At 73.5% G+C, this 24,084-nt stretch carries 12 protein-coding genes; 4 read left to right on the top strand and 8 right to left on the bottom strand.

What is annotated here, in order from left to right; all coding sequences use genetic code 11:
• Nucleotides 1-3: 3 nt before the first annotated feature.
• The 4 genes from OG738_RS26660 to sbnB are packed head-to-tail and all read right to left on the bottom strand — an operon-like array spanning nt 4 to nt 14,460.
• Nucleotides 4-213 (bottom strand): MbtH family protein, encoded by a 210-nt coding sequence (locus OG738_RS26660; RefSeq protein ID WP_329044947.1) that lies wholly within the window; start codon nt 211-213, stop codon nt 4-6.
• Nucleotides 210-12,344, bottom strand: coding sequence for a non-ribosomal peptide synthetase (locus OG738_RS26655; RefSeq protein WP_329044944.1), 12,135 nt, complete (start codon nt 12,342-12,344; stop codon nt 210-212). Before OG738_RS26655 ends, OG738_RS26660 begins: the two co-directional genes overlap by 4 nt.
• A gap of 16 nt (nt 12,345-12,360) precedes the next feature.
• Nucleotides 12,361-13,356 carry a 2,3-diaminopropionate biosynthesis protein SbnA gene (sbnA, locus tag OG738_RS26650; RefSeq protein ID WP_329044942.1) on the bottom strand — a complete coding sequence of 332 codons (996 nt, stop codon included), beginning with the start codon at nt 13,354-13,356 and terminating at the stop codon, nt 12,361-12,363.
• A gap of 57 nt (nt 13,357-13,413) precedes the next feature.
• Entirely contained in the window at nt 13,414-14,460 is a 1,047-nt protein-coding gene (sbnB, locus tag OG738_RS26645; RefSeq protein WP_329044940.1) for a 2,3-diaminopropionate biosynthesis protein SbnB, read from the bottom strand.
• A 166-nt stretch (nt 14,461-14,626) separates the two neighbouring features.
• Between sbnB and OG738_RS26640 the strand changes: the two genes are divergently transcribed.
• Both OG738_RS26640 and OG738_RS26635 read left to right on the top strand, forming a co-directional pair.
• The gene (locus OG738_RS26640) at nt 14,627-15,562 is read left to right on the top strand and encodes an ATP-binding cassette domain-containing protein (RefSeq protein ID WP_329044938.1); all 936 of its coding nucleotides are present in this window, start codon (nt 14,627-14,629) and stop codon (nt 15,560-15,562) included.
• Nucleotides 15,559-16,353, top strand: a complete 795-nt coding sequence (locus OG738_RS26635; protein WP_329044936.1) for an ABC transporter permease — start codon at nt 15,559-15,561, stop codon at nt 16,351-16,353. Before OG738_RS26640 ends, OG738_RS26635 begins: the two co-directional genes overlap by 4 nt.
• A gap of 90 nt (nt 16,354-16,443) precedes the next feature.
• Here the strand turns inward: OG738_RS26635 and OG738_RS26630 are convergent, their stop codons facing one another.
• The 3 genes from OG738_RS26630 to OG738_RS26620 all read right to left on the bottom strand — a co-directional run bounded on the left by OG738_RS26630 (nt 16,444) and on the right by OG738_RS26620 (nt 20,187).
• Nucleotides 16,444-17,178, bottom strand: a complete 735-nt coding sequence (locus tag OG738_RS26630) for a helix-turn-helix transcriptional regulator (protein WP_329044935.1) — start codon at nt 17,176-17,178, stop codon at nt 16,444-16,446.
• Between the two features lie 343 nt (nt 17,179-17,521).
• The gene (locus OG738_RS26625) at nt 17,522-18,781 is read right to left on the bottom strand and encodes a pyridoxal phosphate-dependent aminotransferase (RefSeq protein WP_329044933.1); all 1,260 of its coding nucleotides are present in this window, start codon (nt 18,779-18,781) and stop codon (nt 17,522-17,524) included.
• Nucleotides 18,778-20,187 carry a KamA family radical SAM protein gene (locus tag OG738_RS26620; protein ID WP_329044932.1) on the bottom strand — a complete coding sequence of 470 codons (1,410 nt, stop codon included), beginning with the start codon at nt 20,185-20,187 and terminating at the stop codon, nt 18,778-18,780. The genes OG738_RS26625 and OG738_RS26620 overlap by 4 nt, the downstream gene beginning before the upstream one ends.
• A 219-nt stretch (nt 20,188-20,406) precedes the next feature.
• Between OG738_RS26620 and OG738_RS26615 the strand changes: the two genes are divergently transcribed.
• Both OG738_RS26615 and OG738_RS26610 read left to right on the top strand, forming a co-directional pair.
• Complete coding sequence (locus OG738_RS26615) at nt 20,407-21,120, top strand: thioesterase II family protein (protein ID WP_329056846.1); 714 nt, start codon at nt 20,407-20,409, stop codon at nt 21,118-21,120.
• Nucleotides 21,117-23,399 (top strand): non-ribosomal peptide synthetase, encoded by a 2,283-nt coding sequence (locus OG738_RS26610; protein ID WP_329044930.1) that lies wholly within the window; start codon nt 21,117-21,119, stop codon nt 23,397-23,399. The genes OG738_RS26615 and OG738_RS26610 overlap by 4 nt, the downstream gene beginning before the upstream one ends.
• Before the next feature lie 52 nt (nt 23,400-23,451).
• On the opposite strand, the gene OG738_RS26605 is transcribed toward OG738_RS26610, so the two are convergent.
• The gene (locus tag OG738_RS26605; RefSeq protein WP_329044928.1) at nt 23,452-24,036 is read right to left on the bottom strand and encodes a TetR/AcrR family transcriptional regulator; all 585 of its coding nucleotides are present in this window, start codon (nt 24,034-24,036) and stop codon (nt 23,452-23,454) included.
• Nucleotides 24,037-24,084 lie beyond the last annotated feature (48 nt).

The following is a 24,084-nucleotide window of genomic DNA, read 5'->3' as shown; positions in this document are numbered from 1 at the left end:
GGGTTATTCGGCGTGTTTGGCGGCGAGGCTGCGCGGACGCAGGTCCCGCCAGTTCTCCTCGACGTAGGCGAGGCAGGCCGCGCGGTTCTCCGGGCCGTGCACGCGGTCCCACCCATCGGGCAGTTCGGCGAAGACGGGCCAGAGGGCGTGCTGGCCTTCGGCGTTGACGACCACGTGGAAGGTGCCCGTCTCGTCGTCGAAGGGGTTGGTCACCGATCGCTCCTTTCGTTCGCGAGGTACTTTTCGATTGCCTCGCCGACCCGCCGCAGCGGCTCGGCTCCGGTCATGGCGTCGTGCCCGGCCGGCAGGCCGGTCACGGTCACCGCACCGTCCACATGGGACGTCCAGGCCGCGGCCGTGCGATTGTCCGCGTCGGCGGCCGCGGCGAAGTGCAGCAGCGTGCCGTGGAACGTCCGCGGGACGAACTCCGCCTGCAGCTTCAGGTTGTTGCGCCAGGCGGCGAAACACCGCTTCAGCTGCTCCGCGGTCAGCTCGGCCAGCGGGTTGGCTTCCCGCGCGAACAGCTCGCGCAGGCCGGCGAAGTCGGGGCCGTGCACGGGTTCCTCGTCGCCGCGGTAGCCGAAGAACCGGAGCACGATCGCCGCGAGCTCCTCGTCGTCCGGCAGGGCGTCGTCGCCCCCCGGCGCGCTGTCGAGGCTCACCAGCAGCGCCACCTGCTCGCCCTCGTCCTGCAGCCGGCAGGCGATCTCGTGCGCGACCACGCCGCCGAACGACCAGCCCAGCAGGTGGTAGGGCCCGTGCGGCTGGGCCCGCCGGATCTCCGCCAGGTAGTCGGCCGCCATCGCGCCGACGTCGGCGGGCAAGGCGGCGTCGTCGACGATCCCGCGCGCCTGCAGGCCGTGCAGCGGCCGGTCGGCCAGGTGCGCGGCGAGCCCGTGGTAGGACCAGCTGACGCAGCCGGCCGGGTGGACGCAGAACAGCGGCTCGCGGCTGCCTTCCCGGCGCAGCGGGAGCAGGACGTCGAAGGACGTTCCCCCTTCGCTGCTCTCGATCCGCCGGGCCAGCCGCGCCGGTGTGGGGTGGTCGAACAGGTCGCGGATGCCGAGCCCGCCGGCCAGGCGCTCGCGGACGCGGCTCAGCAGCCGGGTCGCCAGCAGCGAATGACCGCCCAGGGCGAAGAAGTCGTCGTGCAGGCCGACCGCGGGCACGCCGAGCACCTCGGCGAACGCCGCGCACAGCAGGTCTTCGGCCGGGGTCCGCAGCCGGTCGTGGCCCGCCGTGGCCGGGACCACCGGCGCGGGCAGGGCCGAGCGGTCGAGCTTCCCGTTGGCCGTCAAGGGGAAGCGCTCCAGGACGACCACCGCGGCGGGGACCATGTAGTCCGGCAGCGTCCGGCCCAGCCGAGCCCGCACGTCCGCCGGTTCGATCCCTTCGCCGACGACGTAGGCCGCCAGCCGCCGGTCGCCCGGAGCGTCCTCCCGCACGATCACCGTGGCCCGGCCGACCCCCGGCACGGCCAGGAGCGCGGTTTCGATCTCGCCGAGCTCGATGCGGAACCCGCGGAGCTTCACCTGGTGGTCGGTCCGGCCGACGTAGTCGAGCCGTCCGTCGCCGCCCCACCGCACGAGGTCGCCGGTGCGGTACATCCGCGTGCCCGGCGCGCCGAACGGGTCGGCGACGAACCGCTGCGCGGTGAGGCCCGGGCGGTTCAGGTAGCCCCGCGCGAGCCCGGCGCCGGCGATGTACAGCTCGCCGGGGACGCCGTCCGGCACCGGCCGCAGGGCGGCGTCGAGCACGTAGACGCGGGTGTTGGCCAGCGGCCCGCCGATCGTCGGCGCACCCGGGCGGCCGGGCACGGCGGTCAGGTCCGCCGCGGTCGACCAGATCGTCGTCTCGGTGGGGCCGTACACGTTGGTGACGCCCCGGGTGGCCGCGCCGAGCCGGTCGGCCAGCGCCCGGCTGACCGCCTCGCCGCCGATCAGGGCTCGCAGCCCGCCCAGGGTCTCCGGCGCCGTCTCGGCCAGCTCCTGCCACAGCGTCGGGGTCGCCTGCATGATCGTCGCTCCCGTGTGGACGATCAGCTCGCCGAGCGCCACCGGGTCGCGGACCTCGTCGCGGTCGGCGACCACCAGCCGTGCCCCGGCCAGCAGGGGCACCAGGATCTCCAGGTTGGCGATGTCGAACCCGGGTGTGGTGACGGCGAGGAAGCGGTCTTCCGGGGTGATCCCGGTGCGGGTCACCATGTCGTCGAGCAGGTTCGCCAGCGCACCGAGAGGGACGACGACGCCCTTGGGACGGCCGGTGGACCCCGAGGTGTACAGGATGTACGCGGAATCGTCGGGCCGGGTGACGACACCGTCCGGCGGAGTGGGGTAGGGCTCCGCCGGGACGGCGTCGCCGAGCACCACCCGCGGTGCGGTGCCCGTCTCGGTGCCCGGGGTGGTGACGACCACCGCGGGGGACGCGTCTTCGAGCATGAAGGCGACCCGCCCGGCCGGGTAACCGGGGTCGATCGGCAGGTACGCGGCGCCGGTGCGCAGCACCGCGAGCAGCGCGACGACCAGGTCCGCCGAGCGCGGCAGGACCAGGGCGACCACCGACTCCGGCCCGGCGCCGTGCCGGACCAGCGTCCTGGCCAGCATGTTCGCCCGGGCGTCCAGCTCGCGGTAGGTGAGCTCGGTGTCGCCGGCCACCAGCGCGACCGTGTCCCAGGCCCGCTGGGCGGTCTCCCGCAGCCGGTCGGACAAGGCGGTCCCGGACTGCTCCCGCGTGGTGTCGTTGCGGGCCACCAGGATCCGCTCGCGCTCACCGGCGTCGAGCACGTCGATCGCGCCGAGCCGCTTCGCCGGGTCGGTGACCATCGCCCGCAGCACGGTGCTCAGGCGCTCCGCCATCCGCGTCACGGTCGCGGCTTCGAACAGCTCGGTGCGGAATTCGGCGAACCCGCCGAAGCCGCCGTCGTGCTCGGTGAACTCGAACGACAGGTCGTACCGGGCCGTGCCGGTGGCCGCCGGCAGCACCTCGGCGTCCACTCCGGACAGGGCGAGGCTCGCGCCGGCGTTGTTGTGCAGCACGAGCAGCACGCCGAACAGCGGCGTCCGCGCCTGCGAGCGGGCCGGGTTGAGCACGTCCACCAGCCGCTCGAACGGCAGGTCCTGGTGGGCGTATGCGGCCAGGTCGGTCGCGCGGATCCGGGCGAGCAGCTCGGCGACGGTCGGGTCGCCGGCGAGGTCGGTGCGCAGGACGAGGGTGTTGAGGAAGACGCCGACCAGGTCGTCGAGCGCGTCGTCGGTGCGGCCGGCGACCGGGGTGCCCAGCGGGACGTCCTCGCCCGCGCCCAGCTTCGCCAGCAGCGTGGCGAGGCCCGCCTGCAGCACCATGAACACGCTGACCCCGGCGTCGGCGGCGAGCCGGTCGAGGCCGGCCCGCAGCTCGCGGTCCAGCTCGAAGTACACCCGGTCGCCGCGGCCGTCGGCGACGGCGGGCCGGGGGTGGTCGGTGGGCAGCTCGAGCTGGTCCGGCAGCCCGGCCAGGACGCTGCGCCAGTGGTCCAGCTGCCGGGCGGCGAGGCTGTCCGGGTCCTCCTCGGTGCCGAGCAGATCCCGTTGCCACAAAGCGAAGTCCGCGTACTGCACGGGCAGCGGGGTCCACTCCGGCGCGCGCCCCGCCAGCCTCGCGGCGTAGGCGTGGGAGAGGTCGCGGGTGAGCGGGCCGAACGACCAGCCGTCGGCGGCGATGTGGTGCACGACGACGACCAGCACGTGCGAACGCTCGCCGGTACTGAGCAGGGTGGCCCGCATCGGCGGCTCCACCGCGAGGTCGAATCCCCGCGTGCCGGCGGCGCGCACGGCGTCGTCCAGCTCGCCGGCGGTGACGTCCGCGGCGGTGAACAACCCCGTGACCTCGATGATCTGCTGGTACGGCACCCCGTCGTGCTCGGGGAACACCGTCCGCAGGCTTTCGTGCCGCGCGACGACGTCGTCGAACGCGGCCGCGAGGGCACCGGTGTCGACCGGGCCGGTGAGCTTCACCGCGACGGACAGCGTGTACGCCGCGCTCTGCTCCTCGAACCGGCTGAGGAACCACAGCCGCTGCTGCGCGAACGACAGCGGGAGCACGCCGGGGCGCGGCCGGGCCACCAGCGCGGCGCGGGTCCGTGCCTGGTCCAGGCGCCCGGCGAGCCCGGCGACCGTCGGGTGGTCGAACAGGTCCTGGACGGACACCTCGGCGTCCAGCTCGGTGCGGATCCGGCTGGCCAGCCGGGTGGCCAGCAGTGAATGCCCGCCGTGGGCGAAGAAGTCGTCCGTCACGCCGACGTCCCGGCGCAGCACCTCGGCGAAGAGGGCCTGCAACCGCCGTTCGCGCTCGGTTTCCGGCGCCCGGCCGGGTTCGGCCGCACCGGCGCTCGGCGGCACCAGCGCCTTGCGGTCGACCTTGCCGTTCGGGGTCAGCGGAAGTGCTTCGAGCCGGACGTAGGCGCCCGGCACCATGTACCCGGGCACGGCGCGGGCGAGCCGGCCGCGCAGTTCGTCGTCGGGGATTTCGGTGTGCAGCACGACGTAGGCGGCCAGCTCGTCGCCGTGGGGTTGCACGACCGCGTCGCGGACCTCGGGCTGGGCCCGCAGCGCGGTCTCGATCTCGCCGAGCTCGATGCGGTTGCCGCGGATCTTGACCTGGTCGTCGCGGCGGTGCAGGAACTCCAGCCGGTCGTCGGCGCGCAGCACGACCAGGTCGCCGGTGCGGTACATCCGCTCCCCCGGCACCGGCCGGAACGGGTCCGGCACGAACGTCGCGGCGGTGCGGCCCGGGTCGGCCAGGTAACCGCGGCCGACGCCGAGCCCGCCGACGTACAACTCCCCCGCCACCCCGGCCGGGACCGGCCGCAGGTGGTCGTCGAGGACGTAGAGCGCGGTGTTGCGCAGCGGCGCGCCGATCGGCGTCCGCGACCCGGCCGGCGCCGTCGTGAGCACGGCGTGCGTGACGTCGTCCGAGCACTCCGTCGGCCCGTAGGCGTTGACCAGCGGGACGTCGGGGAACCGGGCGAGCCAGCGTTCGCACGACCGCGGTGGCAGCGCCTCCCCGGTCACGATGAGCAGGCGCAAGCCGGGCAGCGCCGGCGCGCCACCCTCGATCTCCCAGGTATCGAGGGTGGCGGCCAGCAGGGAGGGCACGATCTCCAGGACGGTGACCCCGTGCTCGGCCACCGTCGCGAACAGGGCGCGGGGATCCCGCGCGGACTCGCGGCCGGTGACCTGGACCCGCCCGCCGGCGACGAGCGGCGCGAGCATCTGCCACACCGAGATGTCGAAGGTGACCGGGGCGTTGTGCACCACGACGTCCCGCTCACCGAGCCCGAGGTCCTCGACCTTCGCGAGCAGGTGGTTGGCCATCCCCCGCCGCGCCACCATGGCGCCCTTGGGCCGGCCGGTCGACCCGGACGTGTACAGCACGTACGCCAGGTCCAGCTCGTCACCGGACAGCGGCGGTGCGTCCTCGGCGGTCGCGCCGTCGAGGGTCAGGACGGGGACGCCGCCGGCCAGTCCGGCGGCGAGCGTCCCGTGAGCCGGGTCGGCCAGGAGGACGACCGGCGCGCTTTCGTTCAGCAGACCGGCGTTCCGGACGACCGGCGCGGCGGCGTCCAGCGGGAGGTAGGCGCACCCGGCACCGAGCACGCCGAGCACCGCAGCGACGTAACCCGCGCCCGGTTCGGCCAGCAGCGCGACCAGCGAGCCGGTCGCGGCGCCGGCGTCGCGCAGCCGGGTGGTCACCGCGTTCGCGCGGCGGACGAGATCCGCATACGTCGTTTCGCCGTGCTCGTCGCCGACCGCGATCCGCTCCGGCAAGCGCTCGGCGAACTCCCGCACCCGGGCCACGACGTCGGTCCAGCCGAGCGGGCGTCCGGTGGCGTTCCACTCGACCAGCAGCCGGTGTTCCTCCGCGGGATCGAGCACCCCGACCTGGCTGAGCGGCAGCTCCGGCCGGGTCAGCGCGCGGTCGAGGAACCGCACCAGCCCGGCGGCCAGCCGCTCCACCGTCTCGCGGTCGAAGAGGTCGGTGCTGTACTTGACCAGCGAGACGACTCCGGCGCACGCGTTGTCGCCGGTCCGCTCCTCGGCGAACTCGAAGTGCAGGTCCAGGTCCGCGGTGCCGGTCGGGACCAGCTTGCCGCCCAGCGTCAGACCGGGCAGCTCCACGTGCGGGGTTTCGTTGCTGTGCAACGTGATCGCGACCTGGAACAGCGGGTGCCGGGCGCGCACGCGCGGCGGGTTGAGCACCTCCACGAGCCGTTCGAACGGGACGTCCTGGTGGCCGTACCCGGCGAGGTCGGTCTCGCGGACCCGGCCCAGCAGCTCCCGGAACGCCGGGTCGCCGTCGAGGTCGACGCGCAGCACGAGCGTGTTGACGAAGAACCCGGCCAGGTCGGCCAGCGCGGCGTCGGTGCGGCCCGCGACCAAGGTGCCGAGCGGGATGTCCGTACCCGCGCCGTACTTGCCCAGCACCGCGGCCACGGCGGCCTGCAGCACCATGAACACCGTCGAGCCCGTCTCGGCGGCCAGCCGGTCGAGCCGTGTGTGCAGGTCGGCGTCCAGGGTGAAGGGCACGATGTCCCCGGCGTAGGTCGAGGTGGCCGGGCGCTGCCGGTCGACCGGCAGCGGCAGCTCGCCGGGCAGGCCGTCGAGTGCCTCGCTCCAGTACGCGAGCTGGCGCGCCTGCAGGCTTTCCGGGTCGCCGGCGTCGCCCAGCAGCTCGCGCTGCCACAGCGCGTAGTCCGCGTACTGCACCGGCAGCGGCGCCCAGTCCGGGGCCACGCCGTCGAGGCGGCGGGCGTAGGCCCGCGCGAGGTCACGCGCCAGCGGGGCGGCCGACCAGCCGTCGCCGGCGATGTGGTGCAGCACCAGCAGCAGCACGTGCTCGTCCGGGCCGACGGTAAACAGCGTCGGCCGCAGCGGCACGTCCCGCGTCACGTCGAACGCGGTGCGCGCGGCCTCGCCGAGCACCCGGTCGAGCTCGGCTGCCGAGGTCTCGACGACCGGGAGCTCCGGCTCGGCCTCGGCCGCGGCGAGCACGAGCTGCACGCCTTCGCCGTCCACCTGCGGGTACACCGTGCGCAGCACCTCGTGCCGGTCGACGAGGTCCCGCAGGGCGGCGCGCATCGCGTCGACGTCGAGCTTCCCGGTCAACCGCAAGGCGATCGGGATGTTGTAGGTGGCGCCGGGTCCTTCGAACTGGTTGAGGAACCACAGCCGCTGCTGCGAGAACGACAGCGGCACCCGGCCGGGACGCGGGCCCGCGGTCAGCGCCGGGCGGGTGCCCGTGCCGCCGAGCCGGGTCGCGAGCCGGGCCGGCGTCTGGTTCTCGAAGACCTCGCGGATGGTCAGCCCGGCGTGCAGGACGGCCTCGATCCGGCCGACCAGCTTGGTGACGAGCAGCGAATGTCCGCCGCACTCGAAGAAGTTGTCGTCGATGCCGACGCTCTCGCGGCCCAGCACCTCGGCGAACAGCCGACACAGCATCTCTTCCCGCGGATTCCGCGGCTCCTGGGAGCGCGGGCCGACGACCTCGGGTTCGGGCTGCGGCCGGACCGGTTCCAGCACCTCCGGCTCGCCGTAGCGGCTCCACCGGCCCCGGCGGCCGGTCGCGGCCATCCGCGTGCCCGCCTTGCCGAACGGGCTGGGCACGAGCGTCGTGGCGAGCGCGACGGAGTCGGCGTCCGTCGTCGTCAGCGGCCGGCTCGACGCGACGTACCACCACCCCGGCACGCCGGGCGGGACGAGGCGAAGGTGGTCGTCGAGCAGGTAGACCCGCGGCCGCGCGGGCGGGGCGACAGGCAGCCCGGCCAGCAGCTCCGGCACGCCGGCCGCGCGCTTGCTCCACTCCCCCAGCAGCGTCTCGCGCTCCCCCGTCGCCAGCAGGTCCACAGTGGACAGCCGCCGCCCGGGATCGGCGACGGCCGAGGCGAGCACGGCCAGGAAGCGTTCCCCGAGCAGCCGGACGGTGTCTTCGAAGAAGAGGTCGGTGCTGTATTCCAGGCCCAGCGTCATCCCGGCCGGGGTGCCGTCGGCGCCGAAGTCCTCAACGAAGTCGAACGACAGGTCGAACTTCGCGGTGCCGTTCGTGGCCAGCTCGAAGTGCCCGACCAGCCCGTCCATCGCGACGGCGGGCCGCTCGTTGTTCTGGAAGGTCAGGATGACCTCGAACATCGTCTTCGCGCCGCCGGAGCGCGCCGGCCGGATGGTCTCCATCAGCCGCTCGAACGGGACGTCCTGGTGCGCGTAGGCGGCGAGGTCGGTTTCGCGCACCCGGGCGAGCAGGGCGCGGAAGCTCGGGTCCCCGGACAGATCGGTCCGCAGGAGCACGGTGTTGAGGAACAGCCCGACCAGCGGGTCGAGCACCGGCTCGGTGCGGCCGGCGACCGGGCTGACGAGCGCGATGTCCGTGCTGCCGCCGATGCGGGACAGCAGCGTGGCCAACGCGGCCTGCACCACCATGAACGGCGTGGCCCCGCACGCCCTGGCCAGCTCGATGACCCCCGCGTGCAGCGCCGCGTCGAGCGGGAAGTGGAGCGTGTTCCCTTGGGGCGTCCGCTTTTCCGGCCGCGGCCGGTCGAGCGGGAGGTTGAGGTCGGTGGTCAGCCCGACGAGCTCGGCCCGCCAGTACTCGATCTGCTCGTTCGCGAGGCTGCCCGGGTCGTCGTCGGCGCCGAGCAGTTCCTCCTGCCACACCGTGTAGTCGGCGTACTGGACGTCGAGGGGCGTCCAGTCCGGCGCCTGCCCGCGCGTCCGGGCGTTGTAGGCGGTGCTCAGGTCGCGGGCCAGCGGGGCGGCCGACCAGCCGTCGGCGGCGATGTGGTGCACGACCACCAGCAGGACGTGCTCCCGGTCGTCCAGCTCGAACAGCGTCGGGCACACGGGGATCTCGGTGGCCAGGTCGAAGACGTGCGCGCCCGCCTCGGCCAGGTCTTCGGCGAGGTCGTCTTCGGAGGTCTCGACGACGTCCAGCCGCGGCCGGGCCGCCTCGGGGGCGAGCACCACCTGACGCGGTTCGCCGCCGTCGTCGGGGAAGACCGTGCGCAGCGTCTCGTGGCGCGCGATGAGATCCCAGACCGCCTGCTCGAGGGCGTCGCGGTCCAGGTCGCCGGACAGCCGCGTCACGGCGGGCACGTTGTAGGTGCCGCTCGGGCCTTCCAGCCGGTCGAGGAACCACAACCGTTGCTGGGCGGGCGAAAGCGGGATGCGCTCGGGCCGCTCCGCGCGTTCGAGCGGGGGCCGGGGCCGGACCGGGCCGTCGAGCAGCGCGGCCAGGTCCGCGGCCTTCGGCGCGCCGAACAGGTCCTTGAGTGACAGCTCGATCCCGGTGGCCCGGCGCAGCTTCCCGATCAGCCGGGTGCCGAGCAGGGAGTGCCCGCCGAGGTCGAAGAAGTCGTCGTCGACGCCGACCCGCGCCACGTCGAGGACCTCGGCGAACGCCGTGGTCACCAGCTCCTCGTTAGCGGTCCGCGGGGCGCGGGCGTCGGCGCCGGTGGCCACCCTGGGCTCCGGCAGCGCCTTGAGGTCGACCTTGCCGTTGGGGGTGAGCGGCAGCGCCGGCAGCGCTTCGAACACCGACGGCACCAGGTGCGCCGGCAGCCGCTCGGCCGTCATGGACCGCCACTGCTCGGGGTCGCCGTCGCCGACGACGTAGCCCACGAGCCGCTTCTGCCCGGCCGGGTCGGTGCCCACGACCACCACGGCGTCGGTCACGCCGGGCAGCCCGCGCAGCGCGACCTCGACCTCGCCGATCTCGATGCGGTGCCCGCGGATCTTGACCTGGCGGTCGCGGCGGCGGAGGAACTCCAGCTGCCCATCCGTGCGGTGGCGCACGAGGTCGCCGGTGCGGTACATCCGCGCGCCCGAGCCGGGCTGGAACGGGTCCGGCAGGAACGTCGTGGCGGTCCGGCCGGGGTCGGCCAGGTAGCCGCGGCCGACGCCGTGCCCGGCGACGTACAGCTCCCCCGGCACGCCGGGCGGGACCGGGCGCAGGCCGTCGCCGAGCACGTAGAGCCGGGTGTTGCGCACGGCGTGCCCGATCGGCACGAGCGGCCCGTCGAGCGGGCCGGCGGAAGTGAGCACGGCGTGTGTGACGTCGTCGGCGCACTCGGTCGGCCCGTAGGCGTTGACGATCGGGATCCCGGCGAACCGCGAGAACCAGCGGCGGCACAGGTCCGGGGGCAGCGGCTCACCGGTCACCACCAGCTCGCGCAGGACCGGCAGCTCCGGCGCCGGCGCGCCGTCGTCCCAGGAGTCGAGTGCGGCCCGCAGCAGCGAGGGCACGACCTCGAGGATCGTCACGCTCTCGCGGGCGGTGAGGCCGAACAGCGCCGCCGGGTCACCAGCGACCTCCCGGCCGACCACGCGCACGCGGCCGCCGAGCACTAGGACGCAGACCATCTGCCAGATCGAGATGTCGAACGACAGCGGCGCGTTCTGCACCACGACGTCCTCGCCGCGCAGGCCGAGGTCGTCGATCTTGGCCTGGAGGTGGTTGACCAGCCCGCCGTGGGTGACCATCGCGCCCTTGGGCGTGCCGGTCGAGCCGGAGGTGAACAGGACGTAGGCGAGGTCGTCGGGCGTGGTGGGCACCGCGACGTCGAGCAGGCGGCCGGCGGTCCCGGCCGGCACGACCGGGTCCACGCCGAGCGCGACGGCGGCTTCCCGGTGCTCGGGGGCCGCGATCACCGCCGTGGCCCCGCTTTCGGCGATCAGCTGCGCCGTGCGGACGGCCGGGGCGCTCGGGTCGAGCGGGACGTAGGCGCCGCCCGCGGCCCAGACGCCGGCCATCGCCGCGATGAACCCGCCGCCGGGCCCGGCCAGGATGCCGACCCGGTCCCCCTTCGCGAGCCCGCGGTCCCGCAGCTGCCGCGCGACGGCGGCCGCGCGGCCGCCCAGGTCCGCGTAAGTGGTCTCACCGGCGTCGTCGACCACCGCGACTGCATCCGGCCGGGCGGTGGCGATCGCGTCGATCCGCTCGACGACGCCGGTGAATTCCGTGGCGCCGCAGGTGCCGGTCCACCGGGCCAGCAGCTCGCGCTCGGCGGCGTCGAGCACGTCGATCCCGCCCAGCGGCCGGTCCGCCGGCCAGTTCCCCAGGTCGCGCAGGTAGCCGAGGAACCGGTGGGCCAGCCGGTCGAGGTCGGCCGCGGTGTAGAGCCGCGGGTTGCCGTCGAAGAGGACGCCGAGCTCGCCGTCCTCGGTGTCGTACACGGTGATGGAGAGGTCGTCGTTCGGCGCGGTGGACAGGTTGTGCGTGCGGCCCGGGCACGGGCCGAACCGCAGCTGCTCCACGAAGGACGCGACGTTCAGCTCCGGCCCGAACGGCCGCGTGTCGGTCGGCGGCAGGCCGATCAGCCCGCGCACCTCGCGGCCGCGGTGGCGCTGGTGCTTCAGCGTCCGCCGGACCTCCTTGCCGACGTGGCCGAGCAGCTCGCCGCGGGTCATCGCCGGGCGGATCGCCAGGGGCAGCGGCAGCACGTTGGCGCGCATGCCGGGAATCGCGCGCGTCGCGTCGGTGGTGCGGGCGGTCACCGGCAGCGCCAGGACGACCTCGGGGCCGCCGGTCAGCCGCTGCAGGTACGCGCCCATCGCGGCGATCACGAACGTCGGCCAGGCGGCCCGGTCCTCCCACGCCAGCGCGCGCAGGGCCTCGGCGGCGGTCGCGTCCAGGGTCGCGCCGCGCCGGAGGAAGCCGTCCGCGGGCACCACCGGACGGCTCGCCACGGAGGTCAGCTCCGGGGTCTCCGCAAACCGGCCGGCCCAGAACTCGCGGTCACGCTCGGCCTGCTTCGAGTCCAGATAGGACTGTTCGTCGGCCAGCAGCACCGAGAGCGGTTCGAATGCGCCCTCGGCCGGGTCGCCGCCTTCGACGAGCGCGGTGTAGATCGCGGCGACGCGCCGCACGAACACCGCTTCGCTGAAGCCGTCCCACAGGATGTGGTGCGCCCGCGTGTAGAAGTAGTGCTTGCCGGAATCCAGCCTGAGCAGGGCCAGCTCGGACAACGCCGCGCCAGGATCCGCCGGGTCCACGGGACGGCGGACGTCGGCCCGCATCCACTCCAGCGCGTCCTGCTCCGCGGCGAAATCGAGCACGGTCAACGGCGACCCCGTCAGCGGCTCGACGACCTGGCGCACGGTGTCGCCCTCGACGTGGAACCGCACCCGCAGGCACTCCGCCTCGGTCACCGCGCGGCGCACGGCGTCGGCGAAGACGTCCTCGCGCAGCGGGCCGTCGATCTCGTAGTACTCGGCGATGTTCCAGATCGGGTTGCCCGGGTCGAGCTGCTGGGCGTACCAGACTTCGAGCTGCGCGGCCGACAGCGGCAGGGCGGCCCCGGATGGATTCTGCGACATGCTGGTGTGCTCCCGGTCAGTGCGCGGCGTTCAGTTCGGACAGCCGGCCGTCTTCGTACGCCGGTTCGTATTCGGGCCAGTAGGACTCGCGCACCCAGGCGTCGTCGTAGACGGTGGCGAGGTAGCGCTCGCCGAAGTCCGGCGCGATGGCGACGGCGGTGGCCGGCGAGCTCCCCGCGTTGACGTCCAGCCAGGCCAGCGCGCCCGCGATCACGGTGCCGGTGGACCCGCCGAACAGGAAGCCCCGCCGGGCCAGCTCGCGGCACCGGCGCACGGCGTCCGGTTCGGTCACGTGCACCACTTCGTCCACAAAGGACTCGTTGAGGATCCCCGGGCGGACGCTGGTGCCCAGCCCCGGGATCAGCCGGCGCGCGGGCGCCCGGCCGAAGGTCACCGACCCCTCGACGTCCACGGCCACGATCCGCGGTGCCCGCCGGGCGGTGCGGAAGTACCGGGCGCACCCCATCAGCGTCCCGGTGGTGCCCGCGCCGACGAACAGGACGTCGACGTCGGGGAACTGCCGGGCGATGGCGGGCGCGGTCGTCAGGTAGTGCGCCATCCAGTTGTCCCGGTTCCCGTACTGGTTCAGCCACACGAACCCGTTCCGCGCGCACAGCGTCCGCACGCAGGCGATGCGCGCGCCGAGGAACCCGCCCTCGGCGGCCGGCTCGGTGACGACGTGCACGCGGGCGCCGAAGGCCTCCATCATCCGCCGGGTCGCCTCGTTGCAGCGCGCGTCGGTCACGCAGACGAAGCCGTAGCCGCGGTCGGCGGCGATCATGCTCAACGCGACGCCGAGGTTGCCCGAGGAGGATTCCACCAGCGTAGCGCCGGGCGTGAGCAGGCCACGCCGCTCCGCGCTCGTGATCATCTCCCGCGCGGCCTTCAGCTTGACCGAGCCGGCGAAGTTGAACGCCTCGCACTTGAGGTACAGGGCGGGGCCGAAGACCGGCCGCAGATCCACGTACAGGTTGTCTTCGTTGTATTCCTGCGGAGCCGAGATGATGGGCACGCACAACCCCTGTTCGTGCGGGAGAAACTGGGCCGGGCGGGTTCGCCGCGGTCCGGGTCAGCGGGCCGCGGGCCGGTGCCGGTCCAGCTCGTGGAAGAAGCCGTCGATCACCGGGAGCTCCCCCGCCGCGGCGGTTTCGTCGTAGACGTACTTCGCCACCGCCAGGTCGAGGACCCCGAGGCCGAACGGCGAGAAGATCAGCGGACGGCCGGGCCGCGGTTCGAGCCGGCCGGTCAGCACGTCGAACAGCGTGCCGGACAGGAAGCCCCGGTCGCCGGTCAGCTGCTCGGCCAGATGCGGTGACGTGTTCGCCTTGAGGCAGTGGTCGACGTCGTCGACGACGTTGGTGGAGACCAGCACGATCTCCGGGGCGATGTCGCGCAGCGAGATGTTGAGCACCAGCGGGTCGTGGGCGAACCAGTCGACGTCGGTCACGTACGGTTCGGCGGCGACGGTGGCGAACACGACCAGGTCGCTCGCGCGGATCAGGCTCCGCGCGTCTTCGTGGCCGGTGATCCGCGCGGTCGTGCCGGTGCCCGCGAGGTAGTCGCCGAACCCGGCGGCCGACTCCGCGTGCAGGTCGTGCACGCCGATCTCGTCGAACTCCCAGCCGGTCGCCTGCAGGTAGGTGTGGACGAACCGGGCGATCAGGCCGGTCCCGACGAACCCGACCCGCCGCGGCCGGCCGCGGGTCGTGCTCAGCACCGCCGCGGCCAGCGCGGCCGAGGCGGCCGTGCGCGCGGCGCTGATGATCGAGCTTTCCAGGCAGGCCAAGGGATATCCGGTGGCCGGGTCGTTGAGGATCAGCACCGCCGACGCCCGCGGGATCCCGTGCCGGACGTTGCCGGGGAAGCTGGAAATCCACTTGAGACCGTCGACGCCGTCTGCACCGCCGAGTGAGGCGGGCAGCGCGATGATCCGGGAGTCCGGGCGGTCCGGGAACCGCAGGAAGTAGGACGGCGGGTTGACCGTGTCGCCGGCGCCGTGCAGCCGGTAGGCCGCCTCGACGAGGTCGACGACCTTCTTCTCGTTCCCGGCCAGTACGTTCGACACCTGCCGGCCGGAAATGACCGCGAAAGGAGGAATTTCGTTCCGCTCCGGCATTTCTTCCCTCCGATTCCCGCCCGGAGTTCCCGGGGCATTGGGGTGGCTTGCGGAAATGACGCTAGCCGCGCTGCCACTGGCAATCCGCCACCACTGCTGGCGGGCGGCAAACGGGCGCACTGCTGGAATGGAACCCGCGCCGTCGCCGGAAGAGAAGGGCCGAGGAGTGACCGCAGCAATCGAAACCGAGGGTCTGACCAAACGGTACGGCAGTCATCAGGCGTTGCGCGGGGTGGACCTGCACGTGCCGGCCGGCACGGTGCTGGGGGTACTGGGACGCAACGGGGCGGGCAAGACGACGACCGTGCGGATCCTGTCCACCCTGCTGGTCCCGGACTCGGGCCGGGCGTTCGTCGCCGGACTCGACGTGGTGCGGCAGCAGGCCGAAGTGCGCACGCGGATCGGGCTGACCGGGCAGTACGCCGCCGTCGACGACCGGCTGACCGGCCGGGAGAACCTGGTGCTGCTGGGCACGTTGCTCCACATCGGACGCTCGCCCGCGAGGTCCCGCGCCCGCGAGCTGCTGGCGCAGTTCGACCTCACCGACGCCGGCGACCGGCAGGTCCGGACGTACTCCGGCGGCATGCGGCGCCGGCTCGACCTCGCGAGCTGCCTGATCTCCCGGCCACCGGTCGTCTTCCTCGACGAGCCGACCACCGGGCTGGACCCGGCCAGCCGGGCCGTGCTGTGGGCGGCCATCCGCGAGCAGGCGGCGGCCGGCACCACCGTGCTGCTCACCACGCAGTACCTCGAAGAGGCCGACAAGCTGGCCGACCGCGTCGTGGTCATCGACGCCGGGAAGGTCGTCGCCGAGGGCAGCCCGGAGCAGCTCAAGCGCGACGTCGGCGGCGAATGGCTGGAGATCTCCGTCGCCGATCCCGCCCGCGCGGCCGAAGCCCGGGAAATCCTCGCGTCGGTCGCCGGTCCGGTCGAATCCGCTGGCGGCAAGCTGAGCGCGCCCGTCCCGGACGGGACGGCCGGAATCGCCACGGTGGCGGGAAAACTCCACGCGAACGGCATCGCCGTGCAGGACTTCGCCTTGCGCCGCCCGTCGCTCGACGACGTCTTCTTCGCTCTCACTCGCACTTCGGAGGCGGTATGAACACGCTCCTCAGCGACGTCGTTGCCCTGACCGGACGCCGGTTGCGCGCGACGGTCCGGTCGCCGGCGAAGATCGTCGGCGTCCTGCTCATGCCGATCAGCCTGGTGCTGGTGCTCGGCTTCCTCTTCGACGGCTCGATCACCCTCCCCGGCGGCGCGCCCTACGTCGACTACCTGACCGCCGGGGTCGCCGCGCAAGTCGGCTTGACGCTGGTGGCCACCAGCGGGCTCGGCATCGCCGACGACCTGGCCGGCGGGCTGGCCGACCGGTTCCGCTCGCTGCCGATCCCCCGGTCGGCGGTGCTGCTCGGGCACACGCTCTCGGACCTCGCGCTGGCCGCGGCCGGGATCGCGGCCACCACCGGGATCGCGTACACCATCGGCTGGCGGATCCACAGTGGACTGCTGCCTGGCCTGGCCGGCTTCGGGCTGCTGCTCCTGTTCGCCTACGCGATGCTGTGGCTCGGTGCCCTCATCGGGCTGACCACCAGCGGCGCCGAGGCGATCAGCGCGATCGCCGCCCTGGTCATGGTCGTCGGATCGTTCGTGTCGAACGCATTCGTGCCACTGCGCGGCCTGCCGGGCTGGCTCGCGACGGTGTCCGCGTGGAACCCGGTGAGCTCGGTCGTGGCCGCGACCCGCCGCCTGTGGGGCAACCCGGACCTGGCGACCGCCGGAGCGGGCTTCCCCCAGCGCCACGCGACGCTGATCGCGCTCGTCGTGCTGGCGGGGGTGCTGGTGGTGGCGATCCCGGCGGGGACGCGGATCTACCGGGCCGGCACGGCGGCCTGACCGGCGCCCGGCAGCAGCTGTGGCGGCCGGACGTCCAGCGGTCTTTCCCGTGCGGCGCCCCACATCCGCGGCGCCCGCCACCACATGAACCTACCGAACCGACACCGCGGTCTGAGCGACAGCCGACCGCCCCGGCAGCACCTGCGGCGGCCAGACATCCGGAGCCAGCAGGCCGGCGACATACGCGCGGGAGACCAGCTCCGTCCGGTTCTTCACCTTGAGGAACCGCATCATCCGGTGGATGTGGTACTCCACGCCCTGCCGGGACAGGTACAGCCGCCGGGCCAGTTCGGCGGTGCTTGCCCCGGCCGCGACGCCCTGCAGGATCTGTGTCTCGATCTCGCTCATGGCCCGGTTCCGGGCTGCCGGGTCGACGCCGCGCCGGTGCGCGCGGTCCGGCAGGAAGAGCAGCAGCGCCGCCGCGGCGGCCGGGCGGCGGCCGGGCAGGGCGGCCGCGATCAGCGTCACCGGCAGGGCACCCGCCGCGGGCACGAGCGGGGTGAACCGCTCGCGGAACCCGCGCTCCCCCTCCCGCACGAGCCGGCCGAGGCGGCGCTGGACCCGCTCCGAGACGAACGGGTGCAGCAAGCCGGGTAGATCCGCGCGGCAGACGTCGGCCGCGCTCCGGTCGAACAGGCCCAGCAGTTCGCGGTTCGCCGCGACCACCCGCAGCCGGTCGTCGAGGATCGCCGATGAGACGTCCGAATTCTCCAAGAACGACGAGAACATTCTTTGGTATTCGCCCCCGATTTCCTTTTCGCGGTCGGGGGAGAAAAGAGAACGGCGTTCGTCGGTCACCGAGTCGTGGACCTGGATTTCGGGCATGGGAAAACCACCGGTTCGTCGTCGGGCGTTGCGGGATCCGGTGGCTTCGGGGGCCGGGTACCGGCCGTACCACCGTCGGGACTCACCCTAGGAACGGGCGGTCACCAGCGTCAACACGAACGGGTGAGTGCGACCTAATCCTGTGGCACTCCGGGTGACCGTACGGCGACCGCACCCACCGAACGGTACGGTCGGTGCGGTTTAGATGTTCTCCTCGATTCCCGTCCGGCGGTTGACACGACCCAGGCCCGGCGAAAGAACACAATCCGTTTTTACCTACGTTAAGGCCATCTTAAGGGCAGCGGACGCCCTTGAGATGGCCTTGACGGGTTCGTTATGCGATTCAGCTGGTCAAGCCGGTGAACGCCGCGTCGAGAGCGGCGAGGGTCGCCGCGGTGTGCGGCAGCGTGAGCGGCGACGGCGACCGCAGCGCGGCCCAGCGCTCGGCGTCGTCGGCGCCGTACAGCATGCTCGTCGCGGCGCGGAACCGCAGCGCGCCGGGATCGTCGCCGAGGTGCTCGCCGCCCAGCACCGCAACGCCCAGCCGGTCGATCAGGTGCTCCTGCAGCGACGCCGACCCGGTGATCCCCTTCGCGGCCAGCACGTCCCGCACCGGCCCGAAGTCGGGGTACACGTAGAAGCCGCCGGTCGGCGGGCGGCAGACCGCGCCCGCCCGGGTGACGATCCGGTGCACCGCGTCCGCCACGGCGCCGTGCAGGCGCGTGCTGTCCCGCAGGTGCGCGGTCACCTCGGGCGGCTCGGCCAGCGCGAGACAGGCGACCTCCTGCATCGGGCCCGCCAGGGTGGACCAGATCTCGCTGGCCAGCCCCAGCACGGTGGAGCGCAGCGCCCGGCCGGCGTCGGTGGCCGGGAACCGGGCGAAACCGATCCGCCAGCCGCCGAGCGCGAGACTCTTGCTCAGCCCGGACGTCACCACCGTGCGCTCGGGCGCGAACTCGGCCGGGCTCGCGAACGGATCGGCCGGGTCGTGCAGGATGTCGCGGTAGATCTCGTCGGAGACGATCAGCAGGTCTTCGGCCTCGGCGATCTCGCACAGCCGCCGCACGACGTCGGGCGGCGCGTGGGTGCCGGTGGGGTTGTCCGGCAGCGTCAGCAGCAGCATCCGCGGACGCCCGCCGGCCGCGCGGAACGACCGCAGCGCGCCGGGCAGCAGGTCGGGTTCGGGCACTCCGCCGCAGCCGGCCGGGATGGGCACCTCGAGCACCGGGCGGCCGAACAGCCGCGCCTGCGGGGCGTAGGTGACCCAGCAGGGCCGCGGCAGGACGACCGCGCCGTCGATCGCCGCCATCAGCGCGAGCAGCAGCGGCTTGCTCCCCGGCGCCAGCACGACCTGGTTCGCCTCGGTCGGCAGGCCCCGGCGGGTGAAGTAGCCCGCCGCGGCGGACCGGCTGTCGTCCGCTCCGGCGACCGGTCCGTAGGCGGTGCGCCGGGCCCCGGCCAGCAGCCGCTCGGCCAGGAAGTCCGGCAGGGGCAGCCGGGACTCGCCGAACCCGAGGTGGATCAGCGGCTGCCCGGCCGCGTGGCGCCGGCTCACGGCCTCGTCGAGCGCGAGGTTCGGCGAGACCGCGTGCGCGGCGGTCATCGGGCCCCTCCCGGCGTGTTCGGGAGCAGATCGAGGTCCGCCGAGACGGCACGCGGGGCGGCCGTCGAACCCCCTCCTCCCACCAGATGCTGCGACCGGACCGCTTCGGCGATGTCGGGTGGGGTGTCCGGGAGCAGCTCCAGCTCGTCGAGCCACGCGGCGTCCGGGGTGTACCGGGCGAAGAACGGCCTGCCGGTCAGCCCGGGCCGCCGGGCCTGCAGGAACCTCAGCTGGAACAGCCGCTGCTCACCCAGCTCGACCGTGCCGTCGACGACGACCTTGCCCGGCGTCGCCGACATCACCGGCCCCCGGATCGTGCGGGCGAGCCCGGGCAGCTGCCCGTACGCCGCGGAGAACAGCTCGTGGGCGCGGCCGAGCGGCACCTTGAAGTAGTCGTGCGGACCGGTGTCCCGGGCGACGAACAGGTAGTACGGCACCGCACCCAGGGCCAGTTCGGTGTTCCACAGCCCGGCGAGGGCGTCCGCGTCGTCGTTGACGTGCGCGATCAGCGGCGACTGGCAGTACACCCGGGCACCGGTGGCCAGGATCCGCTTGACCGCCTGGCCGGCGACGTCCGTGGCCAGCTCCCGCTCGTGGCTGTAGTGCGCCATCACCGAAAGCGTGCGCCCGGAGGCGACGACGTCCTCGTAGAGCCGCAGCACGGCGTCCGCGTCGGCGTCGGTCACGAAGCGCTGCGGCCAGTAGGCGACCGACTTGGTGCCGATCCGGATCGTGCGCACCGTGGGGATCGCCAGCAGCGGCTCGAGGTGCACCCGCAGCCGCTCGGCGGACATCACCATCGGGTCGCCGCCGGTGACCAGCACGTCGGTGACCTCCGGGTGGGCCCGCAGGTACTCGACGAGCCGGTCGGCCTCCTTCACCGCGAACCGCAGGTCCTTCTCGCCCACGAACTGCGCCCAGCGGAAGCAGTACGTGCAGTAGGTGTGGCAGGTCTGGCCCTGCTGGGGGAAGTACAGGACGGTGTGGCGGTACTTGTGCTGGAGCCCGCCCAGCTCGGCCCCGCCCAGCGTGGGCACGTTGAGCTCCAGCTGGCCCGACGGGTGCGGGTTGAGGCGCTGCCGGATCCGCCGCACCACGGCGGGCAGATCGGCGCGCCGGCCGGGCCCGGTGGCCGCGCGGGCCAGGTCGTGCTCGTCTTCCTTCGACAGCATCCCGTCCTGCGGGAAGACCAGCTGGAAGATCGGGTCCGCCGGGACGTTCCTCCAGTCGATCAGCTCCGTCAGGACGTACTCGTTCACCCGGAACGGGAGCACGAGGGAGAAGAGCCGGATGGTCTCGGCGAGCCCTTCCGGGACGGGGAACCGCTTCAGGATTTCGTCGAGCTTGCTCGGTCCGTACGCTTCGAACCTGGTGCCCACCGGGGCCGGCTGTTCCAGCAGCTTCACGTCGACAATTCCCTTTCCTTCGAAACTCGGCCACGGCACCGAAAAACGGCGAATCTCTTTTGCGGGGGATTTCTGTTTCCTGGGGCCAGGTTAGGAGTCGGCCTCCTGGCAGAATGCTCGTCCCGCGAAAGCGGGGAACGGGACTGGCAGAGCGCCACCGGGGCGCGCACTAACGTCGGAAAACGCATCGCTGCCCCGTACGAGGATGGTCTGGTGAGCATGAAGTTCTACTGCTGTCCCTTCGCCGGCGCCGGCGCGAGCGTCTACCGTTCCTGGACGCCGCCCGGCGACGCGGAAATCGAGATCCGGCCGGTGCAGCTGGCCGGCCGCGAGGAGCAGTTCGCCCTCCCGCCGCACGAAGACGTCGCCGCCGCGGCCGCGCACGCGCTCGGGCAGATCCGCCGCACCGCCGCGGCCGGCGAGGAGATCGTGCTGTTCGGCCACAGCTCGGGCGCCGCGGTCGCGTTCGAGACGGCCCGCGCGATCGCGGCTTCGGGCGAGTTCCGGGTGGCCGGGCTGGTCGTCAGCGGCGCGCCGGATCCGGTGACCCCGGTGGACCTCGGCCTGCGCGGGCTCGAGGGCGAGGAGTTCGTCGCCGCCGTCGAGCGGCTGATCGGCTACGCCCACCCCGCGCTCGCGCAGCCCGAGCTGCGGGAGATCCTGCTGCCGCCGCTGCGCGCGGACCTGCTGGCGCGCGAGGCGTACCTGGCCCCCGCCGGCACCCGGCTGCCGGTGCCGGTGCTCGCGATCCGCGGCGCGGACGACCCGCTCGTGTCCCGCGCCGACCTGGCCGGCTGGGCGCGGATCACCAGTGCGGGCTTCGACGTCGCCGAGCTGCCGGGCGAGCACATGTACTTCCTGCCGGACCCGGCCGCGCTGCTGGACCTGCTCGCCGCGCGGTTCGCCGTCCCGGCACGGGAAGGTGCCCGATGAGCGACGTCTGGATGTCCTTCGGCCCGGCCGGCTCCGGGCCCGCCGAAGTGACTGTCCCCCTCCCCGCGGACAGCCCCACGGACGTGCGGACGCTCGCGGCCGCGACCGCCGCGGTGCTGGCCCGGTTCTCCGGCGAGACCCCGCGGATCGCGCTGCCGGACGCGGACGGGCAGCGGACCTGGATCCTCCCGGTGGCCGAAGAGCTGCCCGCTTCCCGTTATCGCGCACAGCTTTTCGTCGGCGCCTCGGCGGACGACGGACCGGCATCGGTCGCGATCGGTGTGGCGGACGGCGACTTCCCGCTGGTGCTCGACCTCGATCCGGCCGACCCGCGGCGCCTGCGGTGCCGCTTTCACCGCGAGCACGTCCACGAGACCGCGGCTCGCTGGCTGCTGCACGGCGTCGGCGTCCTGCTGGAGCTGTTCGTCCGGAACCCCGGCGCGACGATCGGGTCCGCCGAACTGACCGCCGGCGAACACCCGGCGCCGGTGCTGCCCGGCGAAGCCGCCCCGGACTGGCTCGACGGCGAACACACGCTCCACGAGCTGGTCCAGCGAAGGGTGCTGGCACATCCGGACGCGATCGCCGTCACGGCCGGGGAACGAGCGGTGTCCTACCGGGAGCTCGGCCACGCCGCGGACGTCCTCGCCACCCGGCTCGCCGCCCAGGGCTGCGGGCCGGGCAGCCGCGTCGGCCTGAGCTTCGCGCGGTCGCCGGAGCTGATCGCCGCGATGTTCGCGGTGCTGAAGACGGGCGCCGCCTACGTCCCGCTGGCGCCGGAAAACCCGCCGCAGCGGCTGAAGGGGATCGCCGAGGACGCGGAGGTGTCGCTCGTCCTCGCCGACTCCCCGACCGAGCTTGGCCCGCCCACGCTGGTCGTCGACGACGGTGTGTGGACGGACCGGGCGGAGCCGTTCCTGCCGGCTGGGACCGCCGACGACGGCGCGTACCTGATCTACACCTCGGGGTCCACCGGGCAGCCGAAGGGCGTGGTGGTGGCGCACCGGCAGATCTGCAGCCTGCTCGACGCGACCCGGGTGTTCGGGTTCGGCTTCGGCCGCGACGACAGCTGGGCGCTGTTCCACACCTACTCGTGGGATTTCTCGGTGTGGGAGATCTTCGGCTGCCTGACCACCGGCGGACGGCTGGTCATCGTGCCGGAGGAGACCGCCCGCGACGCGCACGCCCTGCACGACCTGCTGTCCGCGGAGCAGGTCACCGTCCTCAACCAGACCCCGTCGGTGTTCACGCAGCTGGCGGCGGTGGACGCCGACCGCGCCGCGCGGCTTTCCGTGCGCTGGCTCATCTTCAGCGGCGAACCGCTGGACATGGCGCTGATGCTCCGGTGGTTCGAGCGGTACCCGGAGGAGCGCTGCCGGGTGATCAACATGTACGGGATCACCGAGACGACGGTCGCCTGTACGTGGCACCCGGTGACCCGCGAGGCCGCCGCGGCGGGCAGCCGCTCGGTCGGGCGGGCCGTGCCCGGCTGGCGCGTCGACGTCGTCGACGAGCACGGCCGGCGCGTGCCTCCGGGCGTGCCGGGCGAGATCCTGCTCGGCGGCGCCGGGATCGTCGACGGCTACCACCGGCGACCCGAGCTGACCGCCGCCAAGTTCCTCGGCGAACCGGGCGCGCGCTGGTACCGCACCGGCGACCGCGGCCGCGTCCTGCCCGACGGCGAGCTGGAGTACCTGGGCCGGCTCGACGACCAGGTCAAGATCCGCGGCCACCGCGTCGAGCTCGGCGAGATCCGCGCGGTGCTGCTGGCCGAGCCGGGCGTCCGCGCGGCGGCGGTCGTCGTGCGCTCGCGCGGCACGGGCGCGGGCTCGGAACGGCTCGACGCCTACGTGGCCGGCACCGGGCTCGACCTCGCCGCGCTGGACGAGCGGATGCGGGAGCAGCTGCCCGGCTACCTGGTGCCGGACACGCTGACCGAGCTGGCCGGCCTGCCGGTGAACGCCAACGGGAAGCTCGACCCGGCCCGGCTGCCCGAACCCGGGGCCGTCGCGGAAGACCTCGGTCTTGTCGACGCCGTCGAAGCGACGGAGCTGCAGCTCCGGGTCGCCGAGCTGTGGGCCGGCGCCGTCGGCCGCCCGATCGCCCTGGACGACGACCTCTTCCTCACCGGCGGCAACTCCCTGCTGGCCTTCACGATCGTCGACGGCATCCGCAAGGCGGGCCTCGGCGACCTGGCGGTGGCCGACCTCTACCGGACCCGCACGGTCCGCGGGGTGGCCGGGATCCTGTCGCGTGCGGGAGCCGGGACCGGGTCGTGAGTGAGAAACAGTGTGCTAACCCAGTTTCTCACTCACGACCGGCCGTCTGTGCTCACTCCAGTTTGCGCAGGCCGCTGACCAGAAGCCGCACGAGGTGGCGCGCGTCGTAGCGGGTCGCGGTGCCCGCGCCGGCGCACAGGCTGCCGACGCCGCGCATCAGCTCGTACGCGTCCTGACCGGGGGTGATCTCCCCGGCCGCCGCGGCGGCGTCCAGCAGCTGCGTGCACACCGGGCCGAGGCGTTCGAGGAAGTAGGCGTGCAGCGGGTCGTAGCACGATTCGTCGGACTGCAGCACCGACGCCAGGCCCTGCTTGGTGATGACGAAGTCGACGAACCGGTCGATCCACTTCGTGAGGGCCTGGTGCGGTCCCGGTTCGGCCGCGAGCAGCGCGGGACCGGCTTCGGCCAGGGACTCGACCTGCCGCCGGTACACCGCGAGGATCAGGTCGGCCCGGGTCGGGTAGTGGCGGTAGATAGTCGCCGTGCCCACCCCGGCCCGGGCGGCGATCTCCCGGATCGGTGCTTCGACGCCGGACGTCACGAACACCGCGGCCGCGGCTTCGAGGACGTTTTCGGCGTTGCGCCGCGCGTCGGCACGCCGCGGCGGCTTCTCCGCCGCGGCACGGGACTCGCTCACGGCCGCATGCTACCGGCCCTCACTGGCCGTCCGGCGTGCTGGACACCA

Origin of the sequence: Amycolatopsis sp. NBC_01488 (assembly GCF_036227105.1) — a bacterium.
Taxonomy (GTDB): Bacteria; Actinomycetota; Actinomycetes; order Mycobacteriales; family Pseudonocardiaceae; genus Amycolatopsis.
This window is presented reverse-complemented; position numbering and strand designations above follow the sequence as displayed.

Bases quoted from the DNA above. Each gene is read 5' to 3' on its own strand.
- OG738_RS26610 (WP_329044930.1), top strand. From the start codon at position 21,117: ATGAGCGACGTCTGGATGTCCTTCGGCCCGGCCGGCTCCGGGCCCGCC.
- OG738_RS26655 (WP_329044944.1), bottom strand. From the start codon at position 12,344: ATGTCGCAGAATCCATCCGGGGCCGCCCTGCCGCTGTCGGCCGCGCAG.
- OG738_RS26615 (WP_329056846.1), top strand. From the start codon at position 20,407: ATGAAGTTCTACTGCTGTCCCTTCGCCGGCGCCGGCGCGAGCGTCTAC.
- OG738_RS26625 (WP_329044933.1), bottom strand. From the start codon at position 18,781: ATGACCGCCGCGCACGCGGTCTCGCCGAACCTCGCGCTCGACGAGGCC.
- sbnB (WP_329044940.1), bottom strand. From the start codon at position 14,460: ATGCCGGAGCGGAACGAAATTCCTCCTTTCGCGGTCATTTCCGGCCGG.
- OG738_RS26630 (WP_329044935.1), bottom strand. From the start codon at position 17,178: ATGCCCGAAATCCAGGTCCACGACTCGGTGACCGACGAACGCCGTTCT.
- OG738_RS26635 (WP_329044936.1), top strand. From the start codon at position 15,559: ATGAACACGCTCCTCAGCGACGTCGTTGCCCTGACCGGACGCCGGTTG.